Genomic DNA, 24,041 nt, shown 5'->3' with positions numbered 1-24,041 from the left:
AACTACGCGAGCGCGGCGAGCATCCGGCTCAGTTGCGCCTCGCTCGGGTGTCGCGTGATGTCGATCGTGCGTTCGGCTTGGACGTAGTGGAACTTGGTCTCAATCTGGTTGAGCGGCAGGCCGGTCTTCTGGTGCCACGCGAGGCGGTATACGGAGAGTTGAAGCGATTTGCGCGCGAGCTCCTCGCCTGAGGGGACGCGGCCCGTTTTCCAGTCCACGATCCATACCCCCTCACCAGACGGGTTCGGGTACACGGCATCGATCACGCCGGAGAGAAACGCCTTCTCAAGCGCGAGCGAAACCGGAACTTCGAGCGCGAGGGGAGTCATCGTGGCGAACACTGAGCGATCGAACTTGTCCTTTAGCTCCTGGAGGCTTTCGCGGACGTCATCGTCATCCTGATCGAGGGAGAGTTCCTCCACATCGAGCAGGGCGCCGTGAGCGTGGGTTTCCTCGACCCACGAGTGAAACCGTGTTCCGAGCCGCGCACTCGCGGAGGGTTTTCGCGGCATCGGTCGCACGAGTTCTCTCACGCGCTCATCGGCGTTTGCGCCCGAGAGCGCCACGAGATCCGAGGGGCTTAAGCGCGACGGGAGGCGCACGCGCCGTGCTTCACGCTCGGCACGCTGACTCGCGATGACGTGTCGGGTGGCTTCGGTGAAGCGCGCCAGGTCGGGGTGGGGCTGGGGCGTGGCGAGAGCATCCACATCACTCTCGCGCGCGAGCGCGACGGCTGCTGCCGCCGCCTTAACAGCTGCTTCTCGCGGGTGAGCTTTCGCGGGCCATGCGGCGAGGCGTGGAGAGGATTCGAGCGGGTTTTTCTCGCCGACTTCGCCTTCCATGTCAACGACCGCGACGCCCTCGAGCGCGCGAATCTCATCGGCGAAACGAGAGGCGCGGCGCGGCTTTGAGACTCCCTCGCCCCACGCCGAATACGTGAGCAGAGCGCTCTTTCTCGCACGTGTGAGCGCAACATACATGAGGCGGCGCTCCTCTCGCAGACTCTCTTTCCCACTGTCGAGACGAAACTCTTCGAAGAGTTCGTCGAGTTCAACCTGGGTTTCTGCCTCTGCCCAGCGAAGCTCCGCGAGAATCTCGCTATCGCCGCGAAGTTCGACGGGGATCGTGGCGAGAGAAAGTTCGTTGATCCACCCAAGCTCCCTCGGCGCGGGATACTCACGCGCGCCCTCCGGTTTTGCTGCACTCTGGCTCGTGTAGGAGGGGAAGGCCCCCTCGGTGAGGGAGGCAATCGCCACGTGATCCCATTCGAGTCCTTTCGCGGCATGAATGGTCGAGATCACGACTGCGCTCGAGTCACGGGGCCGGGTGGGCGCGGCTTCAAGACCACGCTCCTCGGCCTCGGACACGTCGAGATGCGCGAGAAACGCCGAGAGGCTCGGGGCTGTGGCTGTGCGGGCGTAACTTGCCGCCTGCGCACGAAGCCGCTCGATGTTCGCGAGCGCGTGTGACACGTCCCTATCCGGATCTGATTCGAGCGCGATATCGATGCCGAGGGCCCTCACGGCGACCGTCACAAGGTCTGGAATATCGAGCCCCTGGGCGCCGCGCACCTCCCTCACGATTTGCGCGAGCCTGGCGAGTCGTTCGCGGGCAGGCACGCTGAGGCGCTGGCCCGCAGGGCTCACGAAATCAACCGGGGGCGGCGAGGTAACGGCATCGACGAGCGTGAAGGCCGCAGCCGGATCAATGCGAGCTGCCCGCGCTCCGTCACTGCGTTCGAGCACACGGCGCCATTCACCGAGCACGGCGATGTCCGCCGGCGCGAAGCGGAAGCGCGGCCCTTCGAGCAGTTCAACGAGTGCATCGGAGCGCGAGGCATCGTTCACGACTTCGAGCAGCGCGCGCACATCGCTCACCTCGCGCTGAGCGAGGAGTGAATCGCCGCCCGCGACGCTCACGCTGAGCCCTGCGTTTTCAAGCGCGGATTGCAGAACCGGGATCCGCGAGCGCGAACGCACGAGGACCGCCGCGCTCGCTGGCGCCTCGTCGAGCGCTTCGCTCTCGGCTTCATGGGCGGCACGGATTTCGCTAATCCACTCGGCGATAGCGCGGGCCTCGTCGAACTCTGTCGCGTGGGCGGCGACGGTGATCGAGCCCGGGCCTGCGCCGGGTCGCGGGGCAAGCGTCGGAACCTTCACCCCGGCCGTGCTGCCCGCGAGCGGGGCGCTGATCGCGTTTGCCCCCTTGAGCAGGGCCGCGTCGTTGCGCCACGAGGTGCTGAGCGTGTATTGGCGCACTGGTGTGTCCTCGCTCCCCCACCTCTCCACGAACGCGGACAGTGACGCAGCCGAGGCACCGCGCCACCCGTAGATCGCCTGGTTCGGATCCCCCACGGCACACGTCGCGTGCCCGGTGCCGAAAAGTGACGCGAGCAGGTCGAGCTGTGCGACCGAGGTGTCCTGGAATTCGTCGAGAAGAACCACGCGGTGCTGGGTGCGTGCGTCCTCTCGCACCTCGCTGCTCGCCTCCGCAATAACGGCGGCGAAGCTCACCTGATCGGAAAAGTCGATCGCACCTCGCTCGCGCTTCTCGCGAGCAAATGCTTCGAGGAGCGGCACGAGGGCTCGTCGCTGCTCGAGAACGCGCCACAGCCTCTTGACGCTCGCTGGAGAGGTGCGTTTCTTCCCTCCATCGCTTTGAAGCGGGAGGTTCATCGTCTCGACTTCGATCTGTCGAAGATACTCATCGAGGTCCCGCGCAGTGCGGAGGTGATCGCTGAGCGCCCCCGAAAGTGAGAGCACCGCCGAGGCCACGGACCCGCTCGAATGATCGAAGGGAAGTTCCCCCTGCCATGATTCGACGAGGTCGTAGGCGATCTGCCACGCCGCTGCGGGCGGGAGCACCGTGAAGTCTGGGTCAATGCCGATCCGCAGCGCGTGCTCGTGCACAAGATCGAGCGCAAAACCGTTGTAGGTCGCCACGCGCGGCGACTGGCCGCCGAGGTGAACGGTGCTCGCCGCAAGCGTCGAGGGCAGCTCGATTCCCGCCGAACGCATGGCGGACGCAAGGCTCGAGAGTCGCCGATCGATGCGCTCGGCGAGCTCGTGCGCCGCTTTCTTCGTGAACGTCAGTCCAAGCACGTGGCGCGGTTCGACAAGGCCGTTTGCAATAAGCCATACGACTCTCGCCGACATCGTTTCGGTTTTGCCGCTTCCCGCGCCGGCAACGACGAGCGCGGGGGCGAGAGGAGATTCGATGACGGCTACCTGTTCGGGCGTCGGCTCGGGCTGGCCGAGAAGGCGCGCCACCTCGCGCGCGCCTAGGCGCACATTCGTCACATCTCCTCCTGAAACAACGGGCATGAACGCTTGGCGGGGCACACCTTGCAGTGGGGGTTGCGAACGAGGTTCACGCGCGCCGAGCGCAGTCGCGCGTCGATCTCCCGAACGAGGTTCTCGAACCAGTCGGGATCATCTCCCTCCCCGAGCGGCGCCTGATGCCGCAGGGCACTCGACTTCGCGTCAGTGCCAACGTAGACGAGGCTCGCCCCGACAACGGGCTCGTCACTTTCCATGTGCGCCAGCGCGTATTGGTAGGCGGCCAGCTGAGGGTCGCGTTCTGCCTGGGCTTTCGACTGTGCAGACTTACCCGTCTTGTAATCCACGACCCTGAGTCCGCCCGCTTCACGCTCAACCCTGTCGATGGAGCCGCGAATATCGACCGCTTCACCAAGCGGAACGGAAAAACGCTTCTCGACCGCTGCGACGTCCGGATGCGCGCTCTGGTAGGCCCCGAGCTTTTCGAGCATCTGCACGATTCGAGCGCGTTCGGCGCGCGTGCGCCAGTTCTGTTCGACCTCCTCGCCCTCGGGTGCGCGCTTCGCAAATTCAGCAACGAGCTCGGCCGCACCCGCCCTGGGGTGGGCCTCCGCGAGAGCGTGGATGAGAGTGCCCACCTCCTGGGCGGTTCCACTGCTTGTGCGGGCGCCCGCGCTTTCGAGGAGAAACGCACGCGGGCATTGCGCGGCTGTCGCGAGACTCGACGGGGAAAGCGCGAGGGTGCTACCCGAGGGGAACGGGGAGTCGGTGCGGGTGAGCGGCTGGTGATACCAGTTCTCAGGGCCTGCACTTTCGATCCCCTCCCGCTGAAGGGCCGCGAGAAGGCCCGCGAGGTGGCTAGGGTCCGCACTCTCGGATGCGAGGGCCCGCGCGAGCGCGGAAACAAGTTGGCGAGATTCGGGAAAGGGCCCGGGATTTGCGCTGCGGAGGGCCGACGCTACCCAGCCACACGGCACTACCTCGCACTTCACGGCGCTTTCGAGCACGCGAAACAAGCCCGAAGGCGCCGATTCATCGTTCTCAACGGCGGTCACGAGAACGCGGCTCCGTGCACGTGAAAGTGCCGCGATCGCGAGGCGAATCTCGTCGTGGAGGTTCGCGTTTCGCCTCATCGCCCGAAGTTCCGCTCGATTGGGTATGGGCCCGGGCCGGTCGATAAAGAGTGCCAGATCGGCGGCGCCGAGCACCCCCGAGCGGAGGCGGAGATTCGGCCAGGCCCCCTCGTTGAGGCCCGCGAGAATCACGGTATCGAAGCTCTCTCCCGCGACGGCTGCGGGCGTGAGTACGCGCACGATACCGCTCACCCGCCCGCGTGCGCTGAGGGAGTCCTCCGGCACGGCCTGGGCCTCGATGTGCGACATGAACACCGCGATGTCGTCGCCTCCGCGTCGCTCTTCGTAGCGGTCGGCCGCAGTAAAAAGCGCGCCGAGCGCATCGAGGCGAGCGTTGGCGAGCTGTGCGCGCGAGCGCGCCTGCACGCTCGCAGTCATGGCAATCGCCTCGTTCTGCCACCGCGCGGCAAGGTGCGAAGCCTCCCACGCCGCCCACAAAAGCGGAAGAATCCCCGAATCGCGCGCGGAAACGATCGCGTCGCGCATTCGGCGAAGTCGCCGAAGCGGAGCCGTCACCGCACGAAGGTAGCGTTCTCGACCGCTTTCTGACTCAGCAGCGGCACCTGCTGGCGCCGGTAGCGCAACTCCCGCATCGTTGAGGATCGAGAGGATCGCGGCGTCGCCGCGCGTGTGTGCACTGTGCGAGAGGGCCCAGCGCCGCAGCTCGCGCACCATGCCGTCGTCGATTCCGCCCCACGGCCCGCGGAGAATCTCGACGAGGCGCTCATCGCGTAACTGCTCGATTCCGAGTGCCCACGCAAGGATCGTGAAAAGGTCACGGATCACAGGCTCCTCGCGAAGCGCGGTAGCGCGAAGCGTCGCTTCGGCGTCAATCCCGACTCGTGACAGCCGCTCCGCGAGGGCCCGCGCGGCCGACGCCGAACGGCATACGACGGCGATATCGTCACGGGACACGCCGTGAACGGCCGCGAGGAGCCGAATCGCTGTCGCGATATCACGGGCTTCTGCCTCGTCACTCGAGGCGGTCGCGAGCGCGAAAGAATCAGCCACGCCTTCCTCATGGGTGAGCTTCCTCAGCGCAGTCGGAGCGCCCTCGAGCGGGAGGTGTGAGGCGAGTGTGGCAACGAGTCGCGAAAGGGCCGGTTCCTGGGCGTAGCTCTGCTCGAGCGTGACTACGGCACACGAACGCGAGTCAGAGGCGAGCGCACTTGCCATCCGCGATGCCGCATCGGCCATGCCACCACGAAAGCCCTCAACAGTCGCATCCGGGTTCGAGGTCACGAGGAAACGTCCGGAGCGGGCCGCGAGCGCCGAGACGATACGCACTCCGCTCGCGGTGAAGTCCTGGGCGTCGTCGATAGCGAGAAACTCCAGCGCCTCGGCGTTCTCGATCACCGCGCACGCGCGATCGACCAGAACCCCCAAATCAAGGCGCGCGCCCGCTTCGATCGCCATACTCCCCTCGAGCGCAAGCGAATCAAGGTAGGCCTCGAATACCGGCGCGGCTGCCGTCCACTCAGTGCGCCCGCACTGCTCGCCGAGCTCGGCGAGCTGTCGGGGCCCGAGGCCCCGCTCGGTGCAGCGATTCAGAAGGTCACGAAGTTCCGCGCGAAAACCCGCAAGTGGGATCGCTGCCGGATCAATCGACTCGGGCCACTGCGCGGGGACCTGCGCGAGAAGCTCCTCGAGGAGCACATCTTGATCAGCACCCGTCACGAGACTCGGTTGCGCACGTGAATTGCGCGCCGCCTCCTCACTCACGAGCGCGAAGGCATACGCGAGAGGGGTCATGACCGTCGGTAGCTCTAAATGAATCTGCGCACCCGCAGCGCGCTCTGCCATCGCTCGCCTCGAGAGTTCCTCGCGAAGAAACGCTGCACGCTCCCTCGTGGGGGCGAGAAGAACGACGGCGCGAGGATCAACACCTCCGCGCATCGACTCCCACGCGGTGTGGACACACAGGGAGGATTTCCCACTTCGCGGGGAGCCGTAGGCGAGCGTCGGAACCCCCTGCGCCACCGACTCGAGCGCACGCTTTTGCGCTGGCCCCGCTATCACCAGCGCAAAATCCGCGAGCATTGCGCCAGAATCGCGCGCGGCAAGCCGCAACTCCGCAGGATTTTCCTGCATGCCGCTTCCCTCCAATGCTTTAGGCCGAACCACGTCACTCATCGAAATATCACCCCACCATGGAGGTGAGACAATTAAACTACCCAGACAATGTTTTTCCGCGTTGATCGCCAGCGCCACCCGAAACACCAGGAGACACCATGCGCCGCCGCCTCCCTCGCGCAGAACGCCGTGCCCAGCTGCTCAGTGTTGCCACGTCAAAATTCGGTGAGCGCGGCTACCATCCCACGTCGATGGACGACATCGCCGAGGCCGCCGGTGTCACAAAGCCCGTGCTGTACCAACATTTCAGCTCCAAAGAAGACCTCTACATCTCCGTGATCCAGCAGGTTGGCGAGGTGCTTCGGGAGCGCATCGACGGCTTCGCCTTCGAAGGCGCCACGACCTACGACCGCGTCCGTGAGGGCATCGACGTGTTTTTTGGAGTGTTCGATGAGAACTCGAACATGCTGAAGCTCTTCTTCGGCAGCGAGTACGTGACCGAGAGCGTACAGGAGGAGGTTACCCATGCGACGTCGCGCGCAGCCGAATCCGTTGGGACACTCCTCGCCCGCGCGCGAGACCTCTCCCCCGAGGAAGCCATTGTCGTTGGTCGCACCGTCGTCACGTCCGTGCAAGCGATCGCGCGCGAAACGGATGGTGCCACCGAGGAACGCCGAGAGGCCATGCTCTCCTCACTTGCGCTGCTGCTCACAGGCGGGATTCGCGCGTTCGACCCTCGCGACGAAAAACTCACGCAAAACCCCGAGTAGGGCCCTGAGCGAACGCTGCACGGTTTCAGCTCTTCGCTCGATACACTTGCATGAGCGTGTGCTGAGCGGCCAGGCCGCTAAGCCTCGCTCACCTTTGCCGCGCCCCCGAATCTCGAAGCATTCTCAGCGAGACTCGTGCGGAGTGTGCGGCTCGCAAACCGTGCGCCCAGTGCGCACATGAGAAAAGGACACCCCATGGAAATTCGCATTGGCGTCACGCATTCGTCGCGGGAACTGTCGCTCGAAACCGACATGAGTGCAGCGGACCTCACCGCGCTCGTGGAAACGGCCATCAATGAGAGCTCGCTCCTCACGGTCACAGACACCAAGGGCCGCACGGTTCTCGTGCCCGGGGCGCGCATCAACTACGTCGAGTACTCGACCGAAGAGCCGCGCCGCGTTGGTTTCCTGGGCTAACGGAAAGTAGACCCCGAACGTGACTGACAACCAGACCTTTGCCGATTTCGGCGTGAGCGAAGAGATCGTCTCCTCGCTCGCCGATAAAGGCATCACCACTCCCTTCCCGATCCAGGCCATGACCCTCCCGATCGCGCTCAAGGGCCGGGACATCATTGGCCAGGCGAAGACCGGCACTGGAAAGACCCTCGGCTTCGGAATCCCCGCACTCGAAACCGTCGACCCTAACGTCACCGAAACCGATTCGGCATTCGGTAAACCGCAGGCCCTCATCGTGGTCCCGACCCGGGAGCTTGCCGTCCAGGTCAGCACCGATATTCAGGCCGCCGGCAAGCGCGGCGGCGTTCGGGTCCTCACCCTCTACGGTGGCCGCTCCTACGAACCTCAGATTGAGGCACTCAACAAGGGCGTCGACATCGTCGTGGGCACACCTGGCCGGCTCATTGACCTCATGCGCCAGAAGTATCTCGACCTTTCCCACGTGAAGGTCGCTGTTCTCGACGAAGCCGATGAGATGCTCGACCTCGGCTTTCTCGAGGACGTCGAGAAAATCCTCAAGGCCGTGCCCGCGAAGCGCCAGACCATGCTTTTCTCGGCCACGATGCCCGCGCAGATCATGGCGCTTGCGCGCCGCTTCATGACCCAGCCGACCCACATCCGTGCCCACGATCCCGGGGATACCGCCCGCACCAAGGCGGACATCACCCAGGTTGTCTACCGTGCGCACCAGCTCGACAAGATCGAGGTTCTCGCGCGGATCCTCCAGGCTGAGGGCCGTGGCCTCACAATCGTCTTTACACGCACAAAGCGCGAGGCTGACCGCACCGCCCACGACCTCGAGGCACGCGGCTTCGCGGCCGCCCCTCTCCACGGGGATCTCGGCCAGGGTGCGCGCGAACAGGCGCTTCGCGCGTTCCGGACCGGCAAAGTCGATGTCCTTATCGCGACTGACGTCGCCGCACGCGGCATCGACGTTGATGACGTCACCCACGTCATCAACTACACCGCACCGGAAGACGACAAAACCTTCCTGCACCGCACGGGTCGCACGGGCCGCGCGGGTAGGCGCGGAACCGCCGTAACGTTCGTGGACTGGGAGGATCTCGCGCGCTGGGCGCTCATTGCCCGCCAGCTCGGCCTCGAGTCGACGGAAGCGCGCGAAACCTACTCCACCTCTCCGCACCTGTTTAGCGACCTCAACATTCCCGAGGGAGCTAAGGGGACCCTCCCGAAGGACAAGCGCACGCGCGCGGGCCTCGACGCCGAAGAGATCGAAGATCTCGGCGGTCCCGATTCGCGCAAGCGTCGCGGCACGAACGGCCGCGGCAAAGGTCGCGGTGAGAGCCGTGGCCGCGGCAATAGCCACCGCCGCGGTGGTTCTCCTCGAGGCGGCGAGTCCGTTGATTCCGGGACGAAGGCCGAAGGCGACAAGGCGCCGCGTAAACGCCGCCGCCGCTCGCGCACGCGTCGTGTCAACGGCAAGGTCGTCGAGCGTAGGAACGACTAACCGCCCTCGGCACTCGCGATTAACCGCAGTTCGCGATTTCGGTGCGGTTACTCGCGAGCCATGCGGTGAATTCGCTAGGACTGAGCGCGGCCTTTTCTCGAGCTTCGGGAAGGGCCGCGCGCACGGCTTCGGTGTCGGGCACGATTGAATCGGGGGCGGCGCCGATCCTATTGAGGTTGATTTCGCCGTCCGTCGCAAGACTCACAAACGCGAGGTAGGCCGCGAGGTTTGTGCCGCTCGCCTTCGAAAAACCGCCGCATGGCGCGACGAACTCGCTCATGCCTAGCGCGCCTACCGTGTTGAGGAGATTCGGCCTATTGGACGGCAGTGCCTCACGGTCGCTCGGATCAACGAGGAGCGTCGCGGTCGACACATCGGATTCAACGAAGCGGTGCGTGCCGACGACGCTCGGAATCATGTCGCTTGGCAGCAGGTTCACTCCCGGCGCCAGCTGCGCCTGGAGCGCCGAAAGCGAGGTCGCAAACGGGCGCGGCGTACATACCTTGGGGTTCTCGCCCACGCAGCTAGCCCCGAAAGCCGTCTCGACCGGCTGAACGCGGCCGTTGTTGGAGATTCCCCCGGCGAGTGCGAGCACGGCAACGAGCACACCCCCGCTCGCCCACGTGAGAGAGCGCTCGCCAATGGCGGGCATGATGATCCCCACGCCGAGCCAGAGGATTGCGCGAAGGCCCGCGCTTGCGAGCGTCGGCTCGTAGAAGGACCACGGCGTGTCGATGTAACCGCCGAGGGCCGGGATTGACGCCGATACACCAAAGACGAGGGTCCACCACGCGATGAGGTACGCGATGACGCCCGCGATCCCCACCGCTAACGCATTGTTGATGACAAACGTGAGCACGGCCCCGCCGATCGCGAGGCTCGATATGAACGCCCATGTACCGATGCTCCACAGAATCCACAAGAGCGGGTTGATCGCCTTCGCGTCCCCCACTCCCCAGTGAACAAGACTCAGCGCGAGGACTGCGAGCGTCGGAATGAGCGTGAAGACTGCACCCCAGAGAATCGCTGCCAAGACGATTCCGGGCGAGAGCCGCCGGGACGGTTTCCTCATTCCCCGTTCAAGCTGGTGGGACTTCTCTCGCGCCTCGTCCGCGGCGCGCTCGGCGAGGCTTCGCCACGCGAAAACGAGTGCCCCCGCGACACTCGCGATAAGGCAAGCGAGGTTCTGCGGGGCTACGAACGCGCTAGGCCCCCAGCCGATCCACACGCTCGACGTGAGTGCGAGGGCCATGGCGATAATCCCGAGGGTCGCCACGGTCACGAATAGCGAGGCTTGTGGGTTGCCGACGATGGCTCGGGCAACTTCACGGGCATCGCCCCTACGGCGAGCGCGCTGAGAGCTTGACATCCCCATCACAGCCTTGCGGACGTCGCCGCGAGGATGCGCGCGAGGTTCTCGTCGCTCGTCGTGTTTTCGCCGAGGCGATTCGGTTTTCCGCTCCCGTGGTAGTCGCTGCCGCCCGTGACGATGAGATTGCGCTCGCGTGCGATCGCCGCAAGCGCTGCACGCTCAGCCTCACCGTGCTCGCGGTGGAAAATCTCGAGGCCGTCGAGGCCGCAGTCGATGAGTTCTTGGCATCCGTCGGAATCGAGCCCCTTGCCGCGCGTACGTGTCATGAGGTGCGCCCCTACCGCAAGCGCTCCAGACGCGTGAATCCCCGCGATCGCGTCTTCGGCTTCGAGGGCGCGGTAGGGCACGTAGTAGGGCGAGTGGGGAGCGAGCAGGTGCGCAAAAGCTTCAGCTCGGCCGCTCACGACGCCAGCGCGCGTCAGGGCGTCCGCGATGTGGGGGCGTCCGACGCTTGCCACGCTCACATCGCGGCTGCTTTCAGTATCAAGGACCGCCTCCCACGTGATAGGGAAATCCTCGCTCAGCCGCTCGACGATACGCTGCGCGCGTCGCTCTCGCGACTCACGCACCTCGTCGAGCTTGGCGGCGAATGCCGACCCCGGAGCGGAAGTATTACCAAGGGCGAGGATGTGGATGCTCCGGCCGTTGAGCTTCGCGGAGACTTCCATGCCGGGAAGGAAACCGAGGCCTGCGCTCCTCGCGGCCCCGCGGGCCTGAGCGATCCCGCGGTCAGTGTCGTGGTCGGTGAGAGCGATGACGTCGACTCCCGAGCGGCGCGCCTGTTCGATGACGGCCGCAGGCGGCTCTGTGCCGTCCGATACCGCCGAATGGGTATGAAGATCGATGAGGCTCATCGTTCCTCCTCTCACACCTCTTCTTGGCCGGCCCGGGTGGCTCTTGGCGCTCCCCCGTGAGAATATCGAAGGGTGAGTGAGATCAATAATTCAAAGTCCAGCGCCCCCGAGACCACCGACGATCTGAAGTCGAGGGGCGATACCCGCAGCCAGCGCCCCACGAGCGAGGCTTTTCTTAGCTTCCTCACCCAAGGGTGGGATGAGACGCTCCCGCCGGCAGGCCGCCGTGCCGTTGCCGATTTCACGCCCGCACGGCGCGACTGTCTCGTCGAGACGGTGCCCGCAACTCGAATGGTGCTTCCCGCCGGGGGCCTCAAGGTCCGCAGCAACGATTGCGACTATCAGTTCCGCCCCCACACGGCGTTTGCGTACTACTCGGGCCTCGGCACCGATGAGGAGCCCGATTCGGTGTTCGTCGTCGAGCCCGACGCCGAGGATCCCCGCAAGAGTCAGGCCACGTACTTCTTCAAGCCGCGCTCGGGCCCGGAGACCAACGAATTCTTCGCGGATTCTCGCTACGGCGAAATGTGGGTCGGGCGCCGCCCCACGCTCGAGGAAGTCGAGGAGCAGATCGGCGTGCCGTGCCGCCACATCGACGAGCTGCGCGACGCGCTTGCGAAGGACCTTGGCGACAACCTCGACCTCGCTGTCATCGAAGGAGTCGATGAACGCATCGATGCGCTCGTCGCCGAAATCCGCGAGCAAAACGGCCTCGAAGGCGGGCAAAAGGCCCGCACGGTCAATTCGTTCCTCGAGCAGAGCGCGTCTGAGTCCCGCGTTGTCAAGGACGCATGGGAAATCGAGCAGATGCGAGCCGCTGTCGCGACGACAATCAAGGGTTTCCACGAGGTCGTGCGGAACTTCCCGGAGGCCATCGCCCACGAGCGCGGTGAGCGCGTCGTGGAGACGGTCTTCAACCGTACGGCGCGCGCCGACGGCAACGGCGTCGGCTACGACACGATCGCGGCCTCCGGCCCGAATGCGTGCACGCTTCACTGGGTGCGAAACAACGGCGCCGTCAAGGAAGGCGACCTGATCCTCATCGACGCAGGTTGTGAAGTCGATTCGCTCTACACCGCGGATGTCACGCGCACGCTCCCCGTGACGGGTACCTTCACGGAGCCGCAGAAGAAGGTCTACCAGGCCGTTCTCGACGCTGCCGATGCCGTGTTTGCCGCGGCGAAGCCCGGAATGAAGTTCCGCGACCTGCACGCGACCGCGATGGAGGTTATCGCGGACCGCCTCGATCAGTGGGGCTTGCTTCCCGTGAGCGCCGAGGAGTCCCTCAAGCCCGAGGGCCAGTATCACCGCCGCTGGATGGTGCACGGCACAAGCCACCACCTCGGCATGGATGTTCACGACTGCGCCCAGGCACGCCGCGAAATGTACCTCGATGCGACCCTCGAGGAGGGCATGGTGTTCACGATCGAGCCGGGCCTGTACTTCAAGGAGAACGACCTCCTCGTTCCCGAAGAGCTGCGCGGCATCGGTGTGCGCATCGAGGACGACGTTCTCGTGACGAAGGACGGCGTCGAGAACCTCTCGCGCGAGCTTCCCCGCGAGATCGACGCGATCGAGGCTTGGATGGCGGAGTTGCTCAAGTGAGCCCGCACGAGCGTTTCTTTGCCGCACGCCTCGCGGGCACCGGGCTTTTCGACCCGCTCGGTGACCGCATTGGCAAGGTCCGCGATGTCGTTCTGATTCCGCAAGAGACCCACACCGCACGCGCGGTGGGACTCGTCATCGAGGTGCCCGGGAAGAAGCGCATTTTCTTGCCGATCACGAAGGTCACGTCGATCTCGACCGGCCAGGTCATTTCCGACGGTTCCCTCAACCTTCGCCGCTTCGAAATGCGCAAGAGCGAAATTCTCGCGGTGGGTGATCTGCTCGACCGCAAGGTGAACCTCGTTGACGGGACGGGCGACGCGTTCGTTGAAGATGTCGCGCTCGAGCAGGACCAGATCTCTAAGGAATGGGAGATCACGAGGCTCCACGTGCGCCGGTCGAAGGCTAAGAACGCGTTTTCGAAGCTCGTGGGCCGCAATGAGACGCTCACGGTCGGTGTCGATGAGGTCAAGGGCCTCTTCGGGACTCAGGCGGAGCAGTCCGCACAGATTCTGCTGGCCTCGTATTCGGACCTCAAGCCCGCTGACCTCGCGGATCTCATCCAGGAGATGGAGCCGAAACGCCGCGCCGACATCGTGCGTGACCTTTCAAACGAGCGCCTCGGATGGGTTCTCGAGGAACTTCCCGAGGACATCCGTGTTGAGCTCATGCAGGGACTCGAATCAGAGCGCGCCGCGGACATTCTCGATGCGATGGACCCGGATGACGCTGCGGACCTTCTCCAGGAGCTTCCCGAACCTATGGGCCAGGATCTCCTCACGCGCATGGAGCCGGAGGAGGCCGAGGACGTGCGCCGCCTGCTCGCCTACGACGAGTACACGGCCGGCGGGCTCATGACGACCGAGCCGCTGATCGTCGCCCCCGAGACCCCGGTCGCGCACTGCCTCGCTCTCATATCTCGCGAGGAGATCTCCCCCGCGCTCGCGTCGATGGTGTACGTGTGCCGCCAGCCGCTCGAGACGCCCACGGGCAAGCTCCTCGGGGGCGTGCACTTCCAGCATTTGCTTCGCGAACGTCCCGAGCGCCCCGTGGGCGAAATCATCGATCAGGATCAGGTGACGATGGCCCCTACGAGCCATCTCCATGACGTGACTCGCGAAATGGCGACGTACAATCTTGTGTCGCTTCCCGTGGTCGATAAGGATTCCCACCTTCTCGGTGCCGTGACGGTCGATGACGTCCTCGACCACGTTCTTCCAGAGGATTGGCGCGAGAGCGATGAGCCCGTCGCAACGACGACGGGGCAGATCGACCTCACGGGGATCGCGAGGGCAATTTCGGACCAGGAGGGGTGAGCTAGATGGCACGTGGCAAGAAGAAGCGCCCCCAGCTCGATGATCCCGCGCGCAAGAGGCGCGGGCTGTGGCGCATGTTTTCGAGGCGCCGCCCGAAGGACGACAACAATGATGGTTTCGGCCGCATGGCCGAGGCGATTGCGCGGTTCATGGGTACGCCCGCGTTCCTCGTGGGCATGACGATTTTCTGTGGCGTGTGGCTCGGGTGGAACACGTTCCTTCCCGAATCGGTCCAGTTCGACCCCCGCGCGCTCAACTTCACGCTTCTGACCCTGATTCTCTCGCTCCAGGCGTCGTATGCCGCTCCGCTTCTGCTCCTTTCGGACAACCGCCAGGCCGACCGCGACCGCGTGCAGGCCGAGCAGGATCGCCAGTCGAACGAAAAGGCTCACGCGACCACGGAGTTCATCACGCGTGAAATCGCGAGCTTGCGCATCGCGATGGCGGATGTGGCCACCCGCGACTACGTGCGCGGCGAGCTTCGAGACCTCCTCGAGGAGCTTCAGGCTGGCGACGACGACCCCACACCGGCCGCGGAAACCGCGGATGGCGCTGAACCGATCGAACCCGCACGCGATCACGCGCATTTGCGCTCGCTCCTGCGCGAGGACATTCGCGCCGTGCTCCGCGAGGAACTCGAGCAGATGCGCAGCGATGCTGCGGAGTGAGGCCCCGTGAGAACTGACCTTGCCTCGCAGGTTCGCTCCGCGCTCACGCGCGTGATCGACCCCGATCTCGGCCGCCCCATCACCGATGTTGGCATGGTCAGCTCTGTTGAGGTCACACCTGAGGGGGTGGCTCTCATCCACCTCGTGATGACGGTCGAGGGGTGCCCCATGCGCTCCCGAATCGAGAAAGAGGCCGCCGAGGCTGCGTCTCACGTTTCGGGCCTCACGGAAGTGCGCGTGACGTCGGGGACGATGAGCGAGGAGCAGCGCCGTGCCCTTGTCGAGGATCTTCGCAAAAGGCGCCGCGAAGTTCCCTTCAATAAGCCTGGATCTCTCACGCGAGTGATAGCGATCAGCTCGGGCAAGGGAGGCGTCGGAAAGTCCACGGTGACGGCTAACCTCGCCCTCGCCCTCACTCGCCTCGGCTATAGCGTGGGCGTCCTTGACGCCGACATTCACGGTTTTTCGATGCCCGGGATGTTTGGGGTGAGCACCCAGCCAACCCGCGTGAATGACCTTCTCATGCCGCCCATCGCCCACGGTGTCAAGGTCATGTCGATCGGCGTTTTCGTGCCCGAGCATCAGGCGGTCGTGTGGCGCGGCCCGAAAATGCATCGCGCGATCGAGCAGTTTGCGACGGACGTGTTCTGGGGCGATCTCGATTTTCTCCTTCTCGATCTCCCGCCGGGAACCGGCGACGTCGCTATTTCGGTCGCGCAGGTGCTGCCCACCGCGGAGCTTCTCGTCGTCACGACTCCCGACTCAGCCGCGAGCGGCGTCGCTTCGCGCATCGGCTCTCTCGCTCGCTCCACGGAACAGACGATCATCGGGGTGATCGAGAACATGAGTTGGTTGAGCACCGATAGCGGTGAGCGCCTCGAGATTTTCGGTAGCGGCGGCGGCGAGCGCGTCGCCGCTCAGCTAAGCGAGGATCAGGGCGCGGACGTTCCGCTCCTCGGGCAGGTTCCGCTCGCGCAAAGCGTGCGCGAAGGGTCCGACGCCGGCCGCCCTCACACCGCCTCCGAGTCCTCGAGCGAGGCGTACCTCGCGTTTATGCGCATCGCTGAGCAGCTCGCGAAACCGCGTGGTCTTTCGGGCCGGAAACTCCCGCTCTCGCTCGCGTAGCGCGCCTCGCAAGGTGCGGCGTAGGCTCAGGTTGCCTCGGGGTCGAACGGGGTCCCTTCGGGCTCCTGGGCCGCCTTGGAACCAGCCGCGCTGCCGGAGCCTTTCGCTGCCGCGCCGACACTCGCCACCGCTGCCGATGTGGCGCTCGTAGAACTCTTCACCGCATCGCGAAAATCGTTGACGTCGTCCTCGAGGCCGGTCGAATCCCACGCATCGCGAATGATTTTGCGCGGATCGTATTGGCGCGGGTCGTACTTCTTGAGATCGTCGACGGCAATGCCCATTTCGTCTTCGATCGACGCACGGGAGTTATCCGCCCATTTACGCAGATCGCGCACCCAGTGGATGACCTTGCGGGTGTATTCGGGAAGGCGCTGCGGGCCGATCAGGATCGTGAAGAGCAGGATGATGATGAGCAGTTCCCATCCCCCAAAAGTGAGGAAGACATCTGAACCCATCGACGTGCCTGCCTTGTCTCGTTCCGCTCAAAATGGTGCTCCGCCATTATTGCACGCACAAGTGGGAAACTCGCGCGGCGTGGCCTAAGCTTGAGTGCCACGAAATTCACGGCAAAGAGGGAGAGTGCACATGGCAACGGGCAAGTTGGCGAGCTGGGCGCTCAGCGAGCAATTCCTCGATGAGGAGCGGCTGTTTGCCGCCCCCGGGGTGTGTGAGCGGGCGCGCGAGCGCGGCAGCGCGATAGGCCTTGCGCCGGTTCTTGCGGGCTCGGCCGCACACGCGCGTAGCGTCGTCGCGATGCTCGGGGCACGGGCGATCGTGCAGGTGGGTGCTGGGGCGGGTGCGCTCAGCCTCTACCTCGCGAGTGCGATGGGTTCCGACGCCACCCTCACCGCAATCGATCCTGAGCCGGAAAACGTGCGGCTCGTGCGCAAGGCCTGTGCTGAGGCCCAGATCCCGGAGGCGCGCGTGCGCACGATTAACGCGCAGCCGCTCGACGTGTTTACGCGCCTCACGCGCGGCGCCTACGACATGATCGTCGTGAATGCGAGCGAGCCAAGGCTCGGCGCTCTCGTGGAGGGGGCGCTCGACATTATTCGCCTCGGTGGGGCACTGGTCATTATGAACGTCATGCACCACGATCGTCTCGGCGATTCGTCAGCGAATGACCCGGAGACGGCCCACATTCGGGAGGTCGTTGCCGATCTTAAGGAGCGAGACAATCTCGTGCTCGCGCTGTCACCCGCGGGGGACGGGGTGCTGACAGCAGTCAAGGCGAGGCTGTGAGGGAATAACCCCCACAGCCTCTAGGCAATTCAGGAGATGAGGTTAGGCGGGAACAACCGTGTTGAGGGCGTCGCGCAGCTCGCGCGCCTCATCCGCCGAAATTTCTACGACGAGACGACCGCCGCCCTCGAGCGGTACTCGCATGATGAGGCTCCGGCTCTCTTCGGCCACTTCGAGGGGGCCGTCGCCTGTACGAGGCTTCATCGCTGCCATGATCGTTCGCCCTTTCTCTGGCAATGGATCTGTCGTCCCTATTCTTTCACTTTGATCCGCCGATTCCTGGGAGGGCATAGAAAGCGCGAGGTAAACGGCTACTTCATATCGCGTTTGAGGACCTCGATAACCTCGTCGGCCGTGTCAACGATATTGATGAGATCGGTGTCGCCGGGAGAAATGTAGCCGTACTCTTCCTGGACGGTTTGCTCGAGCCAGGCGACAAGCCCGCTCCAGTAATCGCGGCCCACGAGAATAAGCGGAAACTTCTTGATCTTGTGCGTCTGGATGAGGCACAGCGCCTCGAAAAGCTCATCGAATGTGCCGAAGCCTCCCGGGAAGGCCACGAACGCCTGCGAGTACTTCACAAAGCAGGTTTTGCGCGTGAAAAAGTAACGAAAGTTCACGCCGAGCTCGACGTATTCGTTCATGCCCTGCTCAAACGGTAGCTCGATGCCAAGGCCCACGCTCGTTGTTCCTGCTTCAATCGCGCCGTGGTTGCCGGCCTCCATGATTCCGGGACCGCCGCCCGTAATGATGGCGAGCCCCATCTCGCCGATGCGCCTGGCCACCTCGCGTGCAAGCGCGTAGTGCGGGTGATCAGCTTTCGTGCGTGCGCTGCCGAAGAGCGCGACAGCGGGCCCGAGTTCGGCGAGCGCGCCGAAGCCCTCAACGAACTCCGACTGAATGCGCATGACCCGCCACGGATCGGTGTGAACCCAATCGCCCTCGCCCGCGTTCTGGAGAAGACGCTGGTCCGTGGTCTCGGTGGGGCGCTGTTTACCGCGCAGGAAAACGGGGCCCTTGCGGTAGTCGCTCAGTGGTCCGTGAAAGTGCTTTTTCATGATTTCCACGTTAGCTCAGGAACCGTTCAAGAGACCTGTAACAGTGGGTGAGGGCAGCCGTCGGAATGTATTCCCCATCCGTGTGGGCCAGAAGCGGGTCTCCCGGGCCAAAGTTGACGGCTGGCGTGCCGAGTGCACTGAAGCGCGCCACGTCGGTCCATCCCTGCTTCGCTTCCACGCTCACCCCATCGCCAAGGGCCGCGAGAAAGTCCCGGGCTGCGGGCCGTGTGAGGCCGGGCAGGGCGCCGCCCGAGGAGTCCGTGACCTCAAACTCGAGGTCGAGCCCAGCAAACACCTCTTCGATATGAGCGAGCGCCTCCGCTTCGCTCGTGCTCGGCGCGAAGCGATAGTTCACGAGTATTTCGGCCCGGTCGGGAATCACGTTCGTTGCGATGCCGCCCTCGATTGCCACCGCATTGAGGCATTCGCGGTACAGGAGACCGTCGATTTCCACGTCCTTCGGCTCGTAGTCCGCAAGCCGCGACAGCGCACCGGAAAGAGCGTGGATCGCGTTCTTCCCAATCCATGCGCGACCCGAATGAGCCGCGATGCCCCGCGCGGTAAGTCGCACCCGCATCGTGCCTTTGCAGCCTGCCTCCACTCCCCCGTTCGACGGCTCACCGAGAATCGCAAAATCGGCTTCGAGAAGCTCGGGGCGTTCGCGCGCGATACGCGTGAGCGAGTTGAGGCTTGCCTCCACTTCCTCGTGGTCATAGAAGATCCACGTGAGATCGTGACGAGGCGACGCGAGGGAGCACGCGAGCGCAAGGAACACGGCGACTCCCCCCTTCATGTCGCACGCACCGCGGCCGATGAGCCGCTCCTGCCCGTCCACGACCTGCACGCACGAGGGAAGATTGCCTGCGACGGGAACGGTATCGAGGTGGCCGGCGAGAATGACGCGCTCAGCGCGGCCGAGGTGGGTGCGGGCGATGACGGTGTCGCCATCGCGAATAACCTCGAGGTGCTCGCATGTACGCAGCGTCGTCTCGACCCTGTCGGCAAGGAGAGTTTCGTTGCCCGAAACCGACTCGGTATCGACGATTGCACGCGTGAGCTCGGTCAGGCCCGCATCGAGGGGCAGCGGTGTCGTGTTCATCATGCACACAAGCGTAGAGGTTTTCGGCGCGCTCCAACGAAATCCGAAGAGGCGCGCTATAGCCTGTGAGCCATGACTGAGAACACAAGCGCATGGGGCATCGGCCTCGCAACCATCGCGGACAACGGGACGACCCTTGACACGTGGTACCCCGCACCCGAACTGGGCAGTGCCCCCGATGACCTCGCCAACCATCCCCTCGCCGCCGCCCTCGCAAAGGCCGCGCGAGACGATGCCGCACGCGGCACCCGTCAGGAAGTCGTCACACGAGCCATTTCCCTGGCAGAGGCGCCGCGCGATGCGTCCGATGCGTACTTGCGCCTCCATCTACTCTCCCACCGCCTCGTAAAACCGAACGAGCAAAACCTCGACGGTCTTTTCGGCGCGCTCACGAATGTTGTGTGGACGTCGGAAGGGCCGTGTGCCGTGGACGGCTTCGAGGAGACGCGCCTGCGCCTCATCAGTGAAGGCCGGCGCCCCACGGTCTACTCGATCGATAAATTCCCCCGCATGGTCGACTACGTGGTTCCCGACGGCGTCCGCATCGGCGATGGCGACCGATTGCGCCTCGGCGCTCACCTCGCGAGCGGCACAACCGTCATGCACGAAGGCTTCGTGAACTTCAACGCGGGCACCCTTGGCACCTCGATGATCGAGGGGCGCATCTCGCAAGGTGTCGTCGTGGGCGATGGCTCCGACATCGGTGGTGGCGCCTCGACCATGGGCACCCTTTCGGGCGGCGGGACGGAGCGCGTGAGCGTCGGAGAGCGCTCGCTCGTTGGAGCAGAAGCAGGCGTCGGCATCGCCCTCGGCGACGACTGCATCGTTGAGGCCGGGCTGTATGTCACCGCGGGCACGAAGGTCACCCTCATCAACGGCGAGAATCGTTCCGTCGTCAAGGCTCGCGACCTCTCCGGGGTGCCGAGTCTCCTGTTCCGCCGTAACTCGCAATCGGGCGCCGTCGAGGCCGTCTCGCGCTCGAACAAGCGCGTTGAGCTGAACTCCGACCTTCACGCGAACTAATCATGGCCAAACGCCCCGCGCTGTCTCGCGTGGTCATCCCGCTCACGCTCCTTGCGGTTTTTCTCGCGGTCGTGGGCGGGAGCTTCGCCGCGCTCACTCTCTTTGACGGCGGCCAGCGCACGGGCCGCTGCACCGCGAGTGGGCTCTCGACATCGCATTCGTACTCGACCGAGCAAACCCTCAATGCCGCCACGATCAGTGCGGTCTCGATCGACATGGGACTGCCCCCTCGCGCCGCGTCGATCGCCCTCGCGACCGCCTACCAGGAGTCGAAGCTTAAAAACATCGACTACGGGGATCGCGATTCGGTAGGGCTCTTCCAGCAACGCCCCTCCCAGGGGTGGGGCACAAAAGAGCAGATCATGGATCCTGTGTTTGCCTCGACGGCCTTTTACGAGAAGCTCGCCAAGGTCAAGGGGTACGAGGACATGGACATCACCGTCGCGGCGCAAAAAGTGCAGCGGTCAGCGTTTCCCGATGCCTACGCCGATCACGAGGTCGAGGGGCGCCTCTTCTCCTCTGCGCTCACCGGCAACAGCGGCCCCGAGCTCGAATGCGACCTCGCCGCCGCTGGAGGTCCAGCGCATCCAGAGAAACTTCGCGAGTCTCTCGCGCGCGAGTTCACCCGGATGAGCGAGTCAGGCGAGGTGAAAAGTTCGCTCGGCGCCGCGGGATCAAACGCGCCTCAGGGGGCGGGTCACACGACCGTGGTCATCAAGACGGCCGACGAAAAGCGCGGCTGGGCGCTCGCGAACTGGGCCGTCGCCCATGCCGCACAGGACAATATCGTGGGCGTCGACTACCGCGGGCACCGTTGGGATCGCTCACGCCACGTCTCCCAGACGTCGTCGCAGTGGGACAGCGACGCAACGGGCGGGGCAAGCGGCGAGGATGACGCGGTCGTGATCTATTTCGCGAAGGGGGCGTGAGGCACGGCCGCAGCCTCGGTTATTTGGCCTTGTTCTCGCGCGCCTTCAGTTCCTCGCGAAGATCGTGGAGCAGGAGCTCCGACGTGCCCGTACGCTCCTCGATCGGAACGTATGCGCGCTCGGCTTCGCCCGTGTAGATCTGCCGCGGCCGCATAATCTTCGTGTCGGGATCGTTGATCGCCTCTTGCCACTGTGCGATCCACCCGGGCAGGCGCCCGATCGCGAACAGCACCGTGAACATGTGCGTGGGAAAACCCATCGCCTTGTAGATGATGCCCGTGTAGAAGTCGATGTTCGGGTAGAGATGGCGTTCAATGAAGTACTCGTCGCGAAGCGCGATCTCCTCAAGCTTCATCGCGAGCTCAAGGCGCTCATCATGGATCCCGAGCCGCTCGAGCACCGTATCGGCAATGCCCTTCACGAACTTCGCACGCGGATCGTAATTCTTATACACCCGGTGCCCGAAGCCCATGAGACGGGTGGAATCATCCTTGCTCTTGACCTTCTCCATGAACACTCGCGGATCCTGACCAGACTTTCGAAGGTCGTCGAGCATGTGCATGACGCGCGTGTTAGCGCCGCCGTGCGCCGGCCCAGACAAGGCCGCAACGCCGGCCGAGATCGAGGAGAAGAGGTCCGCTCCCGCCGAGCCGACGAGGCGCACCGCGGTCGCCGAGCAGTTCTGCTCATGATCGGCGTGGAGAATAAATAGCTGCTCGAGTGCACGCACCACAACCGGGTCCGCCACGAAATCCTCGACGGGAAAAGCGAACATGAGCCTCAGGAAGTTCTGCACGAGGCTCAGCGAGTTATCCGGGTACATGAGCGGCTGCCCGTTTGCGACCCGGTGGGCGTACGCCGCCATCGTGGGCATCTTTGCGAGAAGACGGAACGTCGAAATTCGGACCTGCTCAGGGTCGTTCGGGTCGAGCGAGTCCTGATAGAAGGTCGACAGCGCACTCACGCCCGCTTGGAGCACGGCCATGGGGGCGGCATCGCGCGGAAGGGCGATGAACACGCGCTTGAGGTTCTCGTCGAGAAGAGTCCGCTGCTCGATCGAGTGCACGAACTGGTCGAGCTGTCCCTTCGTGGGCAGCTCGCCAAAGATCAAGAGGAATGCGACCTCAAGGTAGCTCGAGTGCTCGGCGAGCTGCTCGATCGGGTAGCCGCGGTGCCGGAGAATCCCCGCCTCACCATCGATGAACGTAATGGCCGACGTCGTCGGCGCCGTGTTCATGAGCCCCGGGTCGAACGTCACCGCCCCCGTTTCCTTGCGCAGCCCCGCGATCGAAACACCGAGGTTGCCCTCGGTCGGCTCGACGAGCGGCAGATCCAGGTTTCGGTCATTCACGCTAAAGTGTGCGGTCATCGCGTTCCTTTCGTGTCTGTCGCAACGCTCTTAGCGGGCGGCTCGGAGCCTTTCGGCAGCGCTAGCGATCCGCTCGTCCGTCGCGGTAAGGGAGATGCGCACATGTCGCGCACCCGCCTCGCCGTAAAAGGTACCGGGGGCAGCGAGGATTCCCAATTTTGCAAGGCGCTCAATGCTCGCTTCGCTCGCCTCACCGAATGTCGTCCACAGGTAGAGGCCGGCCTCGGAATGCTCGATTTTTCCGCCGAAAGCTTCGAAAGCGGGTGCGAGAGTCTCACGGCGAGCGCGGTAGGTTTCGCGCTGGCGGGAGGCCGACGCTTCCTCTCCGAGGGCCGCTGCCATGGCGTTTTGAACGGGGCCCGGCACCATGAGCCCGGAATGTTTACGAACCGCGAGCAGCTCGCCGACGAGGGCAGGGTCGCCGGCGACAAAAGCGGCACGGTAACCAGCGAGGTTCGATTGCTTCGAGAGCGAGTAGGCGCACAGCACATTCGTGAGGTCGCCGTCATTCACGCGCTCATCGAGAATCGATGGGGCCTCGTCCACATCCCACGTGAGTGGCGCGTAGCATTCGTCGGAAGCGACGATGATGTCCCTCTCGCGTGCCCATGCAAGGAGGGCACGCAGCTCGCCGATATCGTGCACCGCTCCCGTCGGATTCGACGGCGTATTGAGCCACAGCAGGCGCACCGAGTCGAGGCAGACGTCGGAACCGAGCGCCCCCTCCCCCTCGCGTGCAAGCGCCCGCACATCGAGTGGGACGGGCCGGGCTCCCGCGAGCCGTGCGCCGAGGTCGTAGGTCGGGTAGGCGATATGGGGAAAGGCGACTGCCTCCCCGGTGCCGATGCCGAGCTGGAACGGAAGGTGCGCAACGAGTTCTTTCGAGCCGATCGTGGGAAGCACGCCACTGGCGCTGAGAGCTGAGGGAGCACCGCGGTGTGCGCGACAGAAATCGACGATGGCCTCGCGCAACTGCCCCGTTCCGGCGACCGTCGGGTAGCCGTGCGCATCCGAGGCGGCCACAAGTGCTTCCTGGGCGACGCGGGGCGTTTCATCAACGGGAGTGCCAACCGAGAGATCGACAATCCCATCCGGGTGTCGCTCGGCGAGTGCGCGCGCCGAGGCGAGCGAATCCCACGGAAAGGACGGCAAGGTCGAAAGGAGCGGCGTTCGCGAAGTCATGGTGCTCATCCTACGACC

20 protein-coding genes are annotated in these 24,041 nt (G+C 64.6%); 10 read left to right on the top strand and 10 right to left on the bottom strand.

Going from position 1 to position 24,041, the window contains the following annotated elements; genetic code table 11:
• Window positions 1–2 precede the first annotated feature (2 nt).
• Window positions 3–3,299, bottom strand: coding sequence for an ATP-dependent DNA helicase (locus tag HMPREF1484_RS06325; RefSeq protein ID WP_016664201.1), 3,297 nt, complete (start codon window positions 3,297–3,299; stop codon window positions 3–5).
• Entirely contained in the window at window positions 3,296–6,502 is a 3,207-nt protein-coding gene (locus HMPREF1484_RS06320) for a UrvD/REP family ATP-dependent DNA helicase (protein WP_016664200.1), read from the bottom strand. The genes HMPREF1484_RS06325 and HMPREF1484_RS06320 overlap by 4 nt, the downstream gene beginning before the upstream one ends.
• A gap of 140 nt (window positions 6,503–6,642) precedes the next feature.
• Here HMPREF1484_RS06320 and HMPREF1484_RS06315 point away from each other — a divergent pair, with 140 nt between their 5' ends.
• From HMPREF1484_RS06315 to HMPREF1484_RS06305, 3 genes are all read left to right on the top strand, one after another.
• Window positions 6,643–7,254 (top strand): TetR/AcrR family transcriptional regulator, encoded by a 612-nt coding sequence (locus HMPREF1484_RS06315; protein ID WP_016664199.1) that lies wholly within the window; start codon window positions 6,643–6,645, stop codon window positions 7,252–7,254.
• 195 nt (window positions 7,255–7,449) lie between these two features.
• Window positions 7,450–7,671 carry a DUF3107 domain-containing protein gene (locus HMPREF1484_RS06310; RefSeq protein ID WP_016664198.1) on the top strand — a complete coding sequence of 74 codons (222 nt, stop codon included), beginning with the start codon at window positions 7,450–7,452 and terminating at the stop codon, window positions 7,669–7,671.
• A gap of 19 nt (window positions 7,672–7,690) precedes the next feature.
• A complete protein-coding gene (locus tag HMPREF1484_RS06305; protein ID WP_016664197.1) occupies window positions 7,691–9,178 on the top strand; it encodes a DEAD/DEAH box helicase in 1,488 nt (495 codons plus the stop codon).
• 19 nt (window positions 9,179–9,197) lie between these two features.
• Here HMPREF1484_RS06305 and HMPREF1484_RS06300 read toward each other — a convergent pair whose 3' ends face one another.
• The gene (locus tag HMPREF1484_RS06300) at window positions 9,198–10,547 is read right to left on the bottom strand and encodes a hypothetical protein (RefSeq protein ID WP_147594898.1); all 1,350 of its coding nucleotides are present in this window, start codon (window positions 10,545–10,547) and stop codon (window positions 9,198–9,200) included.
• 5 nt (window positions 10,548–10,552) lie between these two features.
• On the bottom strand, window positions 10,553–11,404 hold the full coding sequence (locus tag HMPREF1484_RS06295; RefSeq protein WP_016664195.1) for a PHP domain-containing protein: 852 nt from the start codon (window positions 11,402–11,404) through the stop codon (window positions 10,553–10,555).
• 72 nt (window positions 11,405–11,476) lie between these two features.
• Between HMPREF1484_RS06295 and HMPREF1484_RS06290 the strand changes: the two genes are divergently transcribed.
• From HMPREF1484_RS06290 to HMPREF1484_RS06275, 4 genes are read left to right on the top strand one after another with little or no spacing between them, the layout of a single operon-like run.
• Entirely contained in the window at window positions 11,477–13,009 is a 1,533-nt protein-coding gene (locus HMPREF1484_RS06290; protein ID WP_016664194.1) for an aminopeptidase P family protein, read from the top strand.
• Window positions 13,006–14,325: a magnesium transporter MgtE N-terminal domain-containing protein gene (locus tag HMPREF1484_RS06285; RefSeq protein WP_016664193.1), complete on the top strand. Its 1,320-nt coding sequence runs from the start codon at window positions 13,006–13,008 to the stop codon at window positions 14,323–14,325. The genes HMPREF1484_RS06290 and HMPREF1484_RS06285 overlap by 4 nt, the downstream gene beginning before the upstream one ends.
• Window positions 14,326–14,330: 5 nt before the next feature.
• Window positions 14,331–14,993, top strand: coding sequence for a DUF1003 domain-containing protein (locus HMPREF1484_RS06280; RefSeq protein WP_016664192.1), 663 nt, complete (start codon window positions 14,331–14,333; stop codon window positions 14,991–14,993).
• Between the two features lie 6 nt (window positions 14,994–14,999).
• The gene (locus HMPREF1484_RS06275; RefSeq protein ID WP_016664191.1) at window positions 15,000–16,118 is read left to right on the top strand and encodes an Mrp/NBP35 family ATP-binding protein; all 1,119 of its coding nucleotides are present in this window, start codon (window positions 15,000–15,002) and stop codon (window positions 16,116–16,118) included.
• A gap of 26 nt (window positions 16,119–16,144) precedes the next feature.
• Here HMPREF1484_RS06275 and HMPREF1484_RS06270 read toward each other — a convergent pair whose 3' ends face one another.
• A complete protein-coding gene (locus tag HMPREF1484_RS06270) occupies window positions 16,145–16,576 on the bottom strand; it encodes a hypothetical protein (RefSeq protein ID WP_016664190.1) in 432 nt (143 codons plus the stop codon).
• A 130-nt stretch (window positions 16,577–16,706) separates the two neighbouring features.
• Between HMPREF1484_RS06270 and HMPREF1484_RS06265 the strand changes: the two genes are divergently transcribed.
• Entirely contained in the window at window positions 16,707–17,363 is a 657-nt protein-coding gene (locus tag HMPREF1484_RS06265) for an O-methyltransferase (RefSeq protein WP_016664189.1), read from the top strand.
• Window positions 17,364–17,405: 42 nt separating this feature from the next.
• Here HMPREF1484_RS06265 and HMPREF1484_RS11290 read toward each other — a convergent pair whose 3' ends face one another.
• From HMPREF1484_RS11290 to dapE, 3 genes are all read right to left on the bottom strand, one after another.
• Window positions 17,406–17,576 carry a DUF3117 domain-containing protein gene (locus HMPREF1484_RS11290; RefSeq protein WP_016664188.1) on the bottom strand — a complete coding sequence of 57 codons (171 nt, stop codon included), beginning with the start codon at window positions 17,574–17,576 and terminating at the stop codon, window positions 17,406–17,408.
• A 98-nt stretch (window positions 17,577–17,674) separates the two neighbouring features.
• On the bottom strand, window positions 17,675–18,421 hold the full coding sequence (locus HMPREF1484_RS06260; protein WP_040386885.1) for a TIGR00730 family Rossman fold protein: 747 nt from the start codon (window positions 18,419–18,421) through the stop codon (window positions 17,675–17,677).
• Between the two features lie 10 nt (window positions 18,422–18,431).
• Window positions 18,432–19,523, bottom strand: coding sequence for a succinyl-diaminopimelate desuccinylase (gene dapE, locus HMPREF1484_RS06255; RefSeq protein WP_016664186.1), 1,092 nt, complete (start codon window positions 19,521–19,523; stop codon window positions 18,432–18,434).
• Between the two features lie 69 nt (window positions 19,524–19,592).
• Between dapE and dapD the strand changes: the two genes are divergently transcribed.
• Complete coding sequence (dapD, locus tag HMPREF1484_RS06250) at window positions 19,593–20,543, top strand: 2,3,4,5-tetrahydropyridine-2,6-dicarboxylate N-succinyltransferase (protein ID WP_016664185.1); 951 nt, start codon at window positions 19,593–19,595, stop codon at window positions 20,541–20,543.
• A gap of 2 nt (window positions 20,544–20,545) precedes the next feature.
• Window positions 20,546–21,472: a hypothetical protein gene (locus tag HMPREF1484_RS06245; RefSeq protein ID WP_016664184.1), complete on the top strand. Its 927-nt coding sequence runs from the start codon at window positions 20,546–20,548 to the stop codon at window positions 21,470–21,472.
• Between the two features lie 19 nt (window positions 21,473–21,491).
• On the opposite strand, the gene HMPREF1484_RS06240 is transcribed toward HMPREF1484_RS06245, so the two are convergent.
• Window positions 21,492–22,841 (bottom strand): citrate synthase, encoded by a 1,350-nt coding sequence (locus HMPREF1484_RS06240; protein ID WP_016664183.1) that lies wholly within the window; start codon window positions 22,839–22,841, stop codon window positions 21,492–21,494.
• Window positions 22,842–22,871: 30 nt separating this feature from the next.
• On the bottom strand, window positions 22,872–24,023 hold the full coding sequence (dapC, locus tag HMPREF1484_RS06235; protein ID WP_016664182.1) for a succinyldiaminopimelate transaminase: 1,152 nt from the start codon (window positions 24,021–24,023) through the stop codon (window positions 22,872–22,874).
• Window positions 24,024–24,041: the final 18 nt, after the last annotated feature.

The sequence above is a fragment of the Dermabacter sp. HFH0086 genome, from assembly GCF_000413375.1.
Taxonomy (GTDB): domain Bacteria; phylum Actinomycetota; class Actinomycetes; order Actinomycetales; family Dermabacteraceae; genus Dermabacter; species Dermabacter hominis.
Note: the sequence above shows the minus strand (reverse complement) of the source record. Positions and strands in the feature narration are given on the sequence as shown.

Excerpts from the sequence above, each read along its gene's own strand:
- HMPREF1484_RS06320 (WP_016664200.1), bottom strand. The coding sequence starts at position 6,502 with ATGCAGGAAAATCCTGCGGAGTTGCGGCTTGCCGCGCGCGATTCTGGC.
- HMPREF1484_RS06315 (WP_016664199.1), top strand. The coding sequence starts at position 6,643 with ATGCGCCGCCGCCTCCCTCGCGCAGAACGCCGTGCCCAGCTGCTCAGT.
- HMPREF1484_RS06310 (WP_016664198.1), top strand. The coding sequence starts at position 7,450 with ATGGAAATTCGCATTGGCGTCACGCATTCGTCGCGGGAACTGTCGCTC.
- HMPREF1484_RS06300 (WP_147594898.1), bottom strand. The coding sequence starts at position 10,547 with ATGTCAAGCTCTCAGCGCGCTCGCCGTAGGGGCGATGCCCGTGAAGTT.
- HMPREF1484_RS06295 (WP_016664195.1), bottom strand. The coding sequence starts at position 11,404 with ATGAGCCTCATCGATCTTCATACCCATTCGGCGGTATCGGACGGCACA.
- HMPREF1484_RS06280 (WP_016664192.1), top strand. The coding sequence starts at position 14,331 with ATGGCACGTGGCAAGAAGAAGCGCCCCCAGCTCGATGATCCCGCGCGC.
- HMPREF1484_RS06270 (WP_016664190.1), bottom strand. The coding sequence starts at position 16,576 with ATGGGTTCAGATGTCTTCCTCACTTTTGGGGGATGGGAACTGCTCATC.
- HMPREF1484_RS06265 (WP_016664189.1), top strand. The coding sequence starts at position 16,707 with ATGGCAACGGGCAAGTTGGCGAGCTGGGCGCTCAGCGAGCAATTCCTC.
- HMPREF1484_RS11290 (WP_016664188.1), bottom strand. The coding sequence starts at position 17,576 with ATGGCAGCGATGAAGCCTCGTACAGGCGACGGCCCCCTCGAAGTGGCC.
- HMPREF1484_RS06260 (WP_040386885.1), bottom strand. The coding sequence starts at position 18,421 with ATGAAAAAGCACTTTCACGGACCACTGAGCGACTACCGCAAGGGCCCC.
- dapE (WP_016664186.1), bottom strand. The coding sequence starts at position 19,523 with ATGATGAACACGACACCGCTGCCCCTCGATGCGGGCCTGACCGAGCTC.
- dapD (WP_016664185.1), top strand. The coding sequence starts at position 19,593 with ATGACTGAGAACACAAGCGCATGGGGCATCGGCCTCGCAACCATCGCG.
- HMPREF1484_RS06245 (WP_016664184.1), top strand. The coding sequence starts at position 20,546 with ATGGCCAAACGCCCCGCGCTGTCTCGCGTGGTCATCCCGCTCACGCTC.
- HMPREF1484_RS06240 (WP_016664183.1), bottom strand. The coding sequence starts at position 22,841 with ATGACCGCACACTTTAGCGTGAATGACCGAAACCTGGATCTGCCGCTC.
- dapC (WP_016664182.1), bottom strand. The coding sequence starts at position 24,023 with ATGACTTCGCGAACGCCGCTCCTTTCGACCTTGCCGTCCTTTCCGTGG.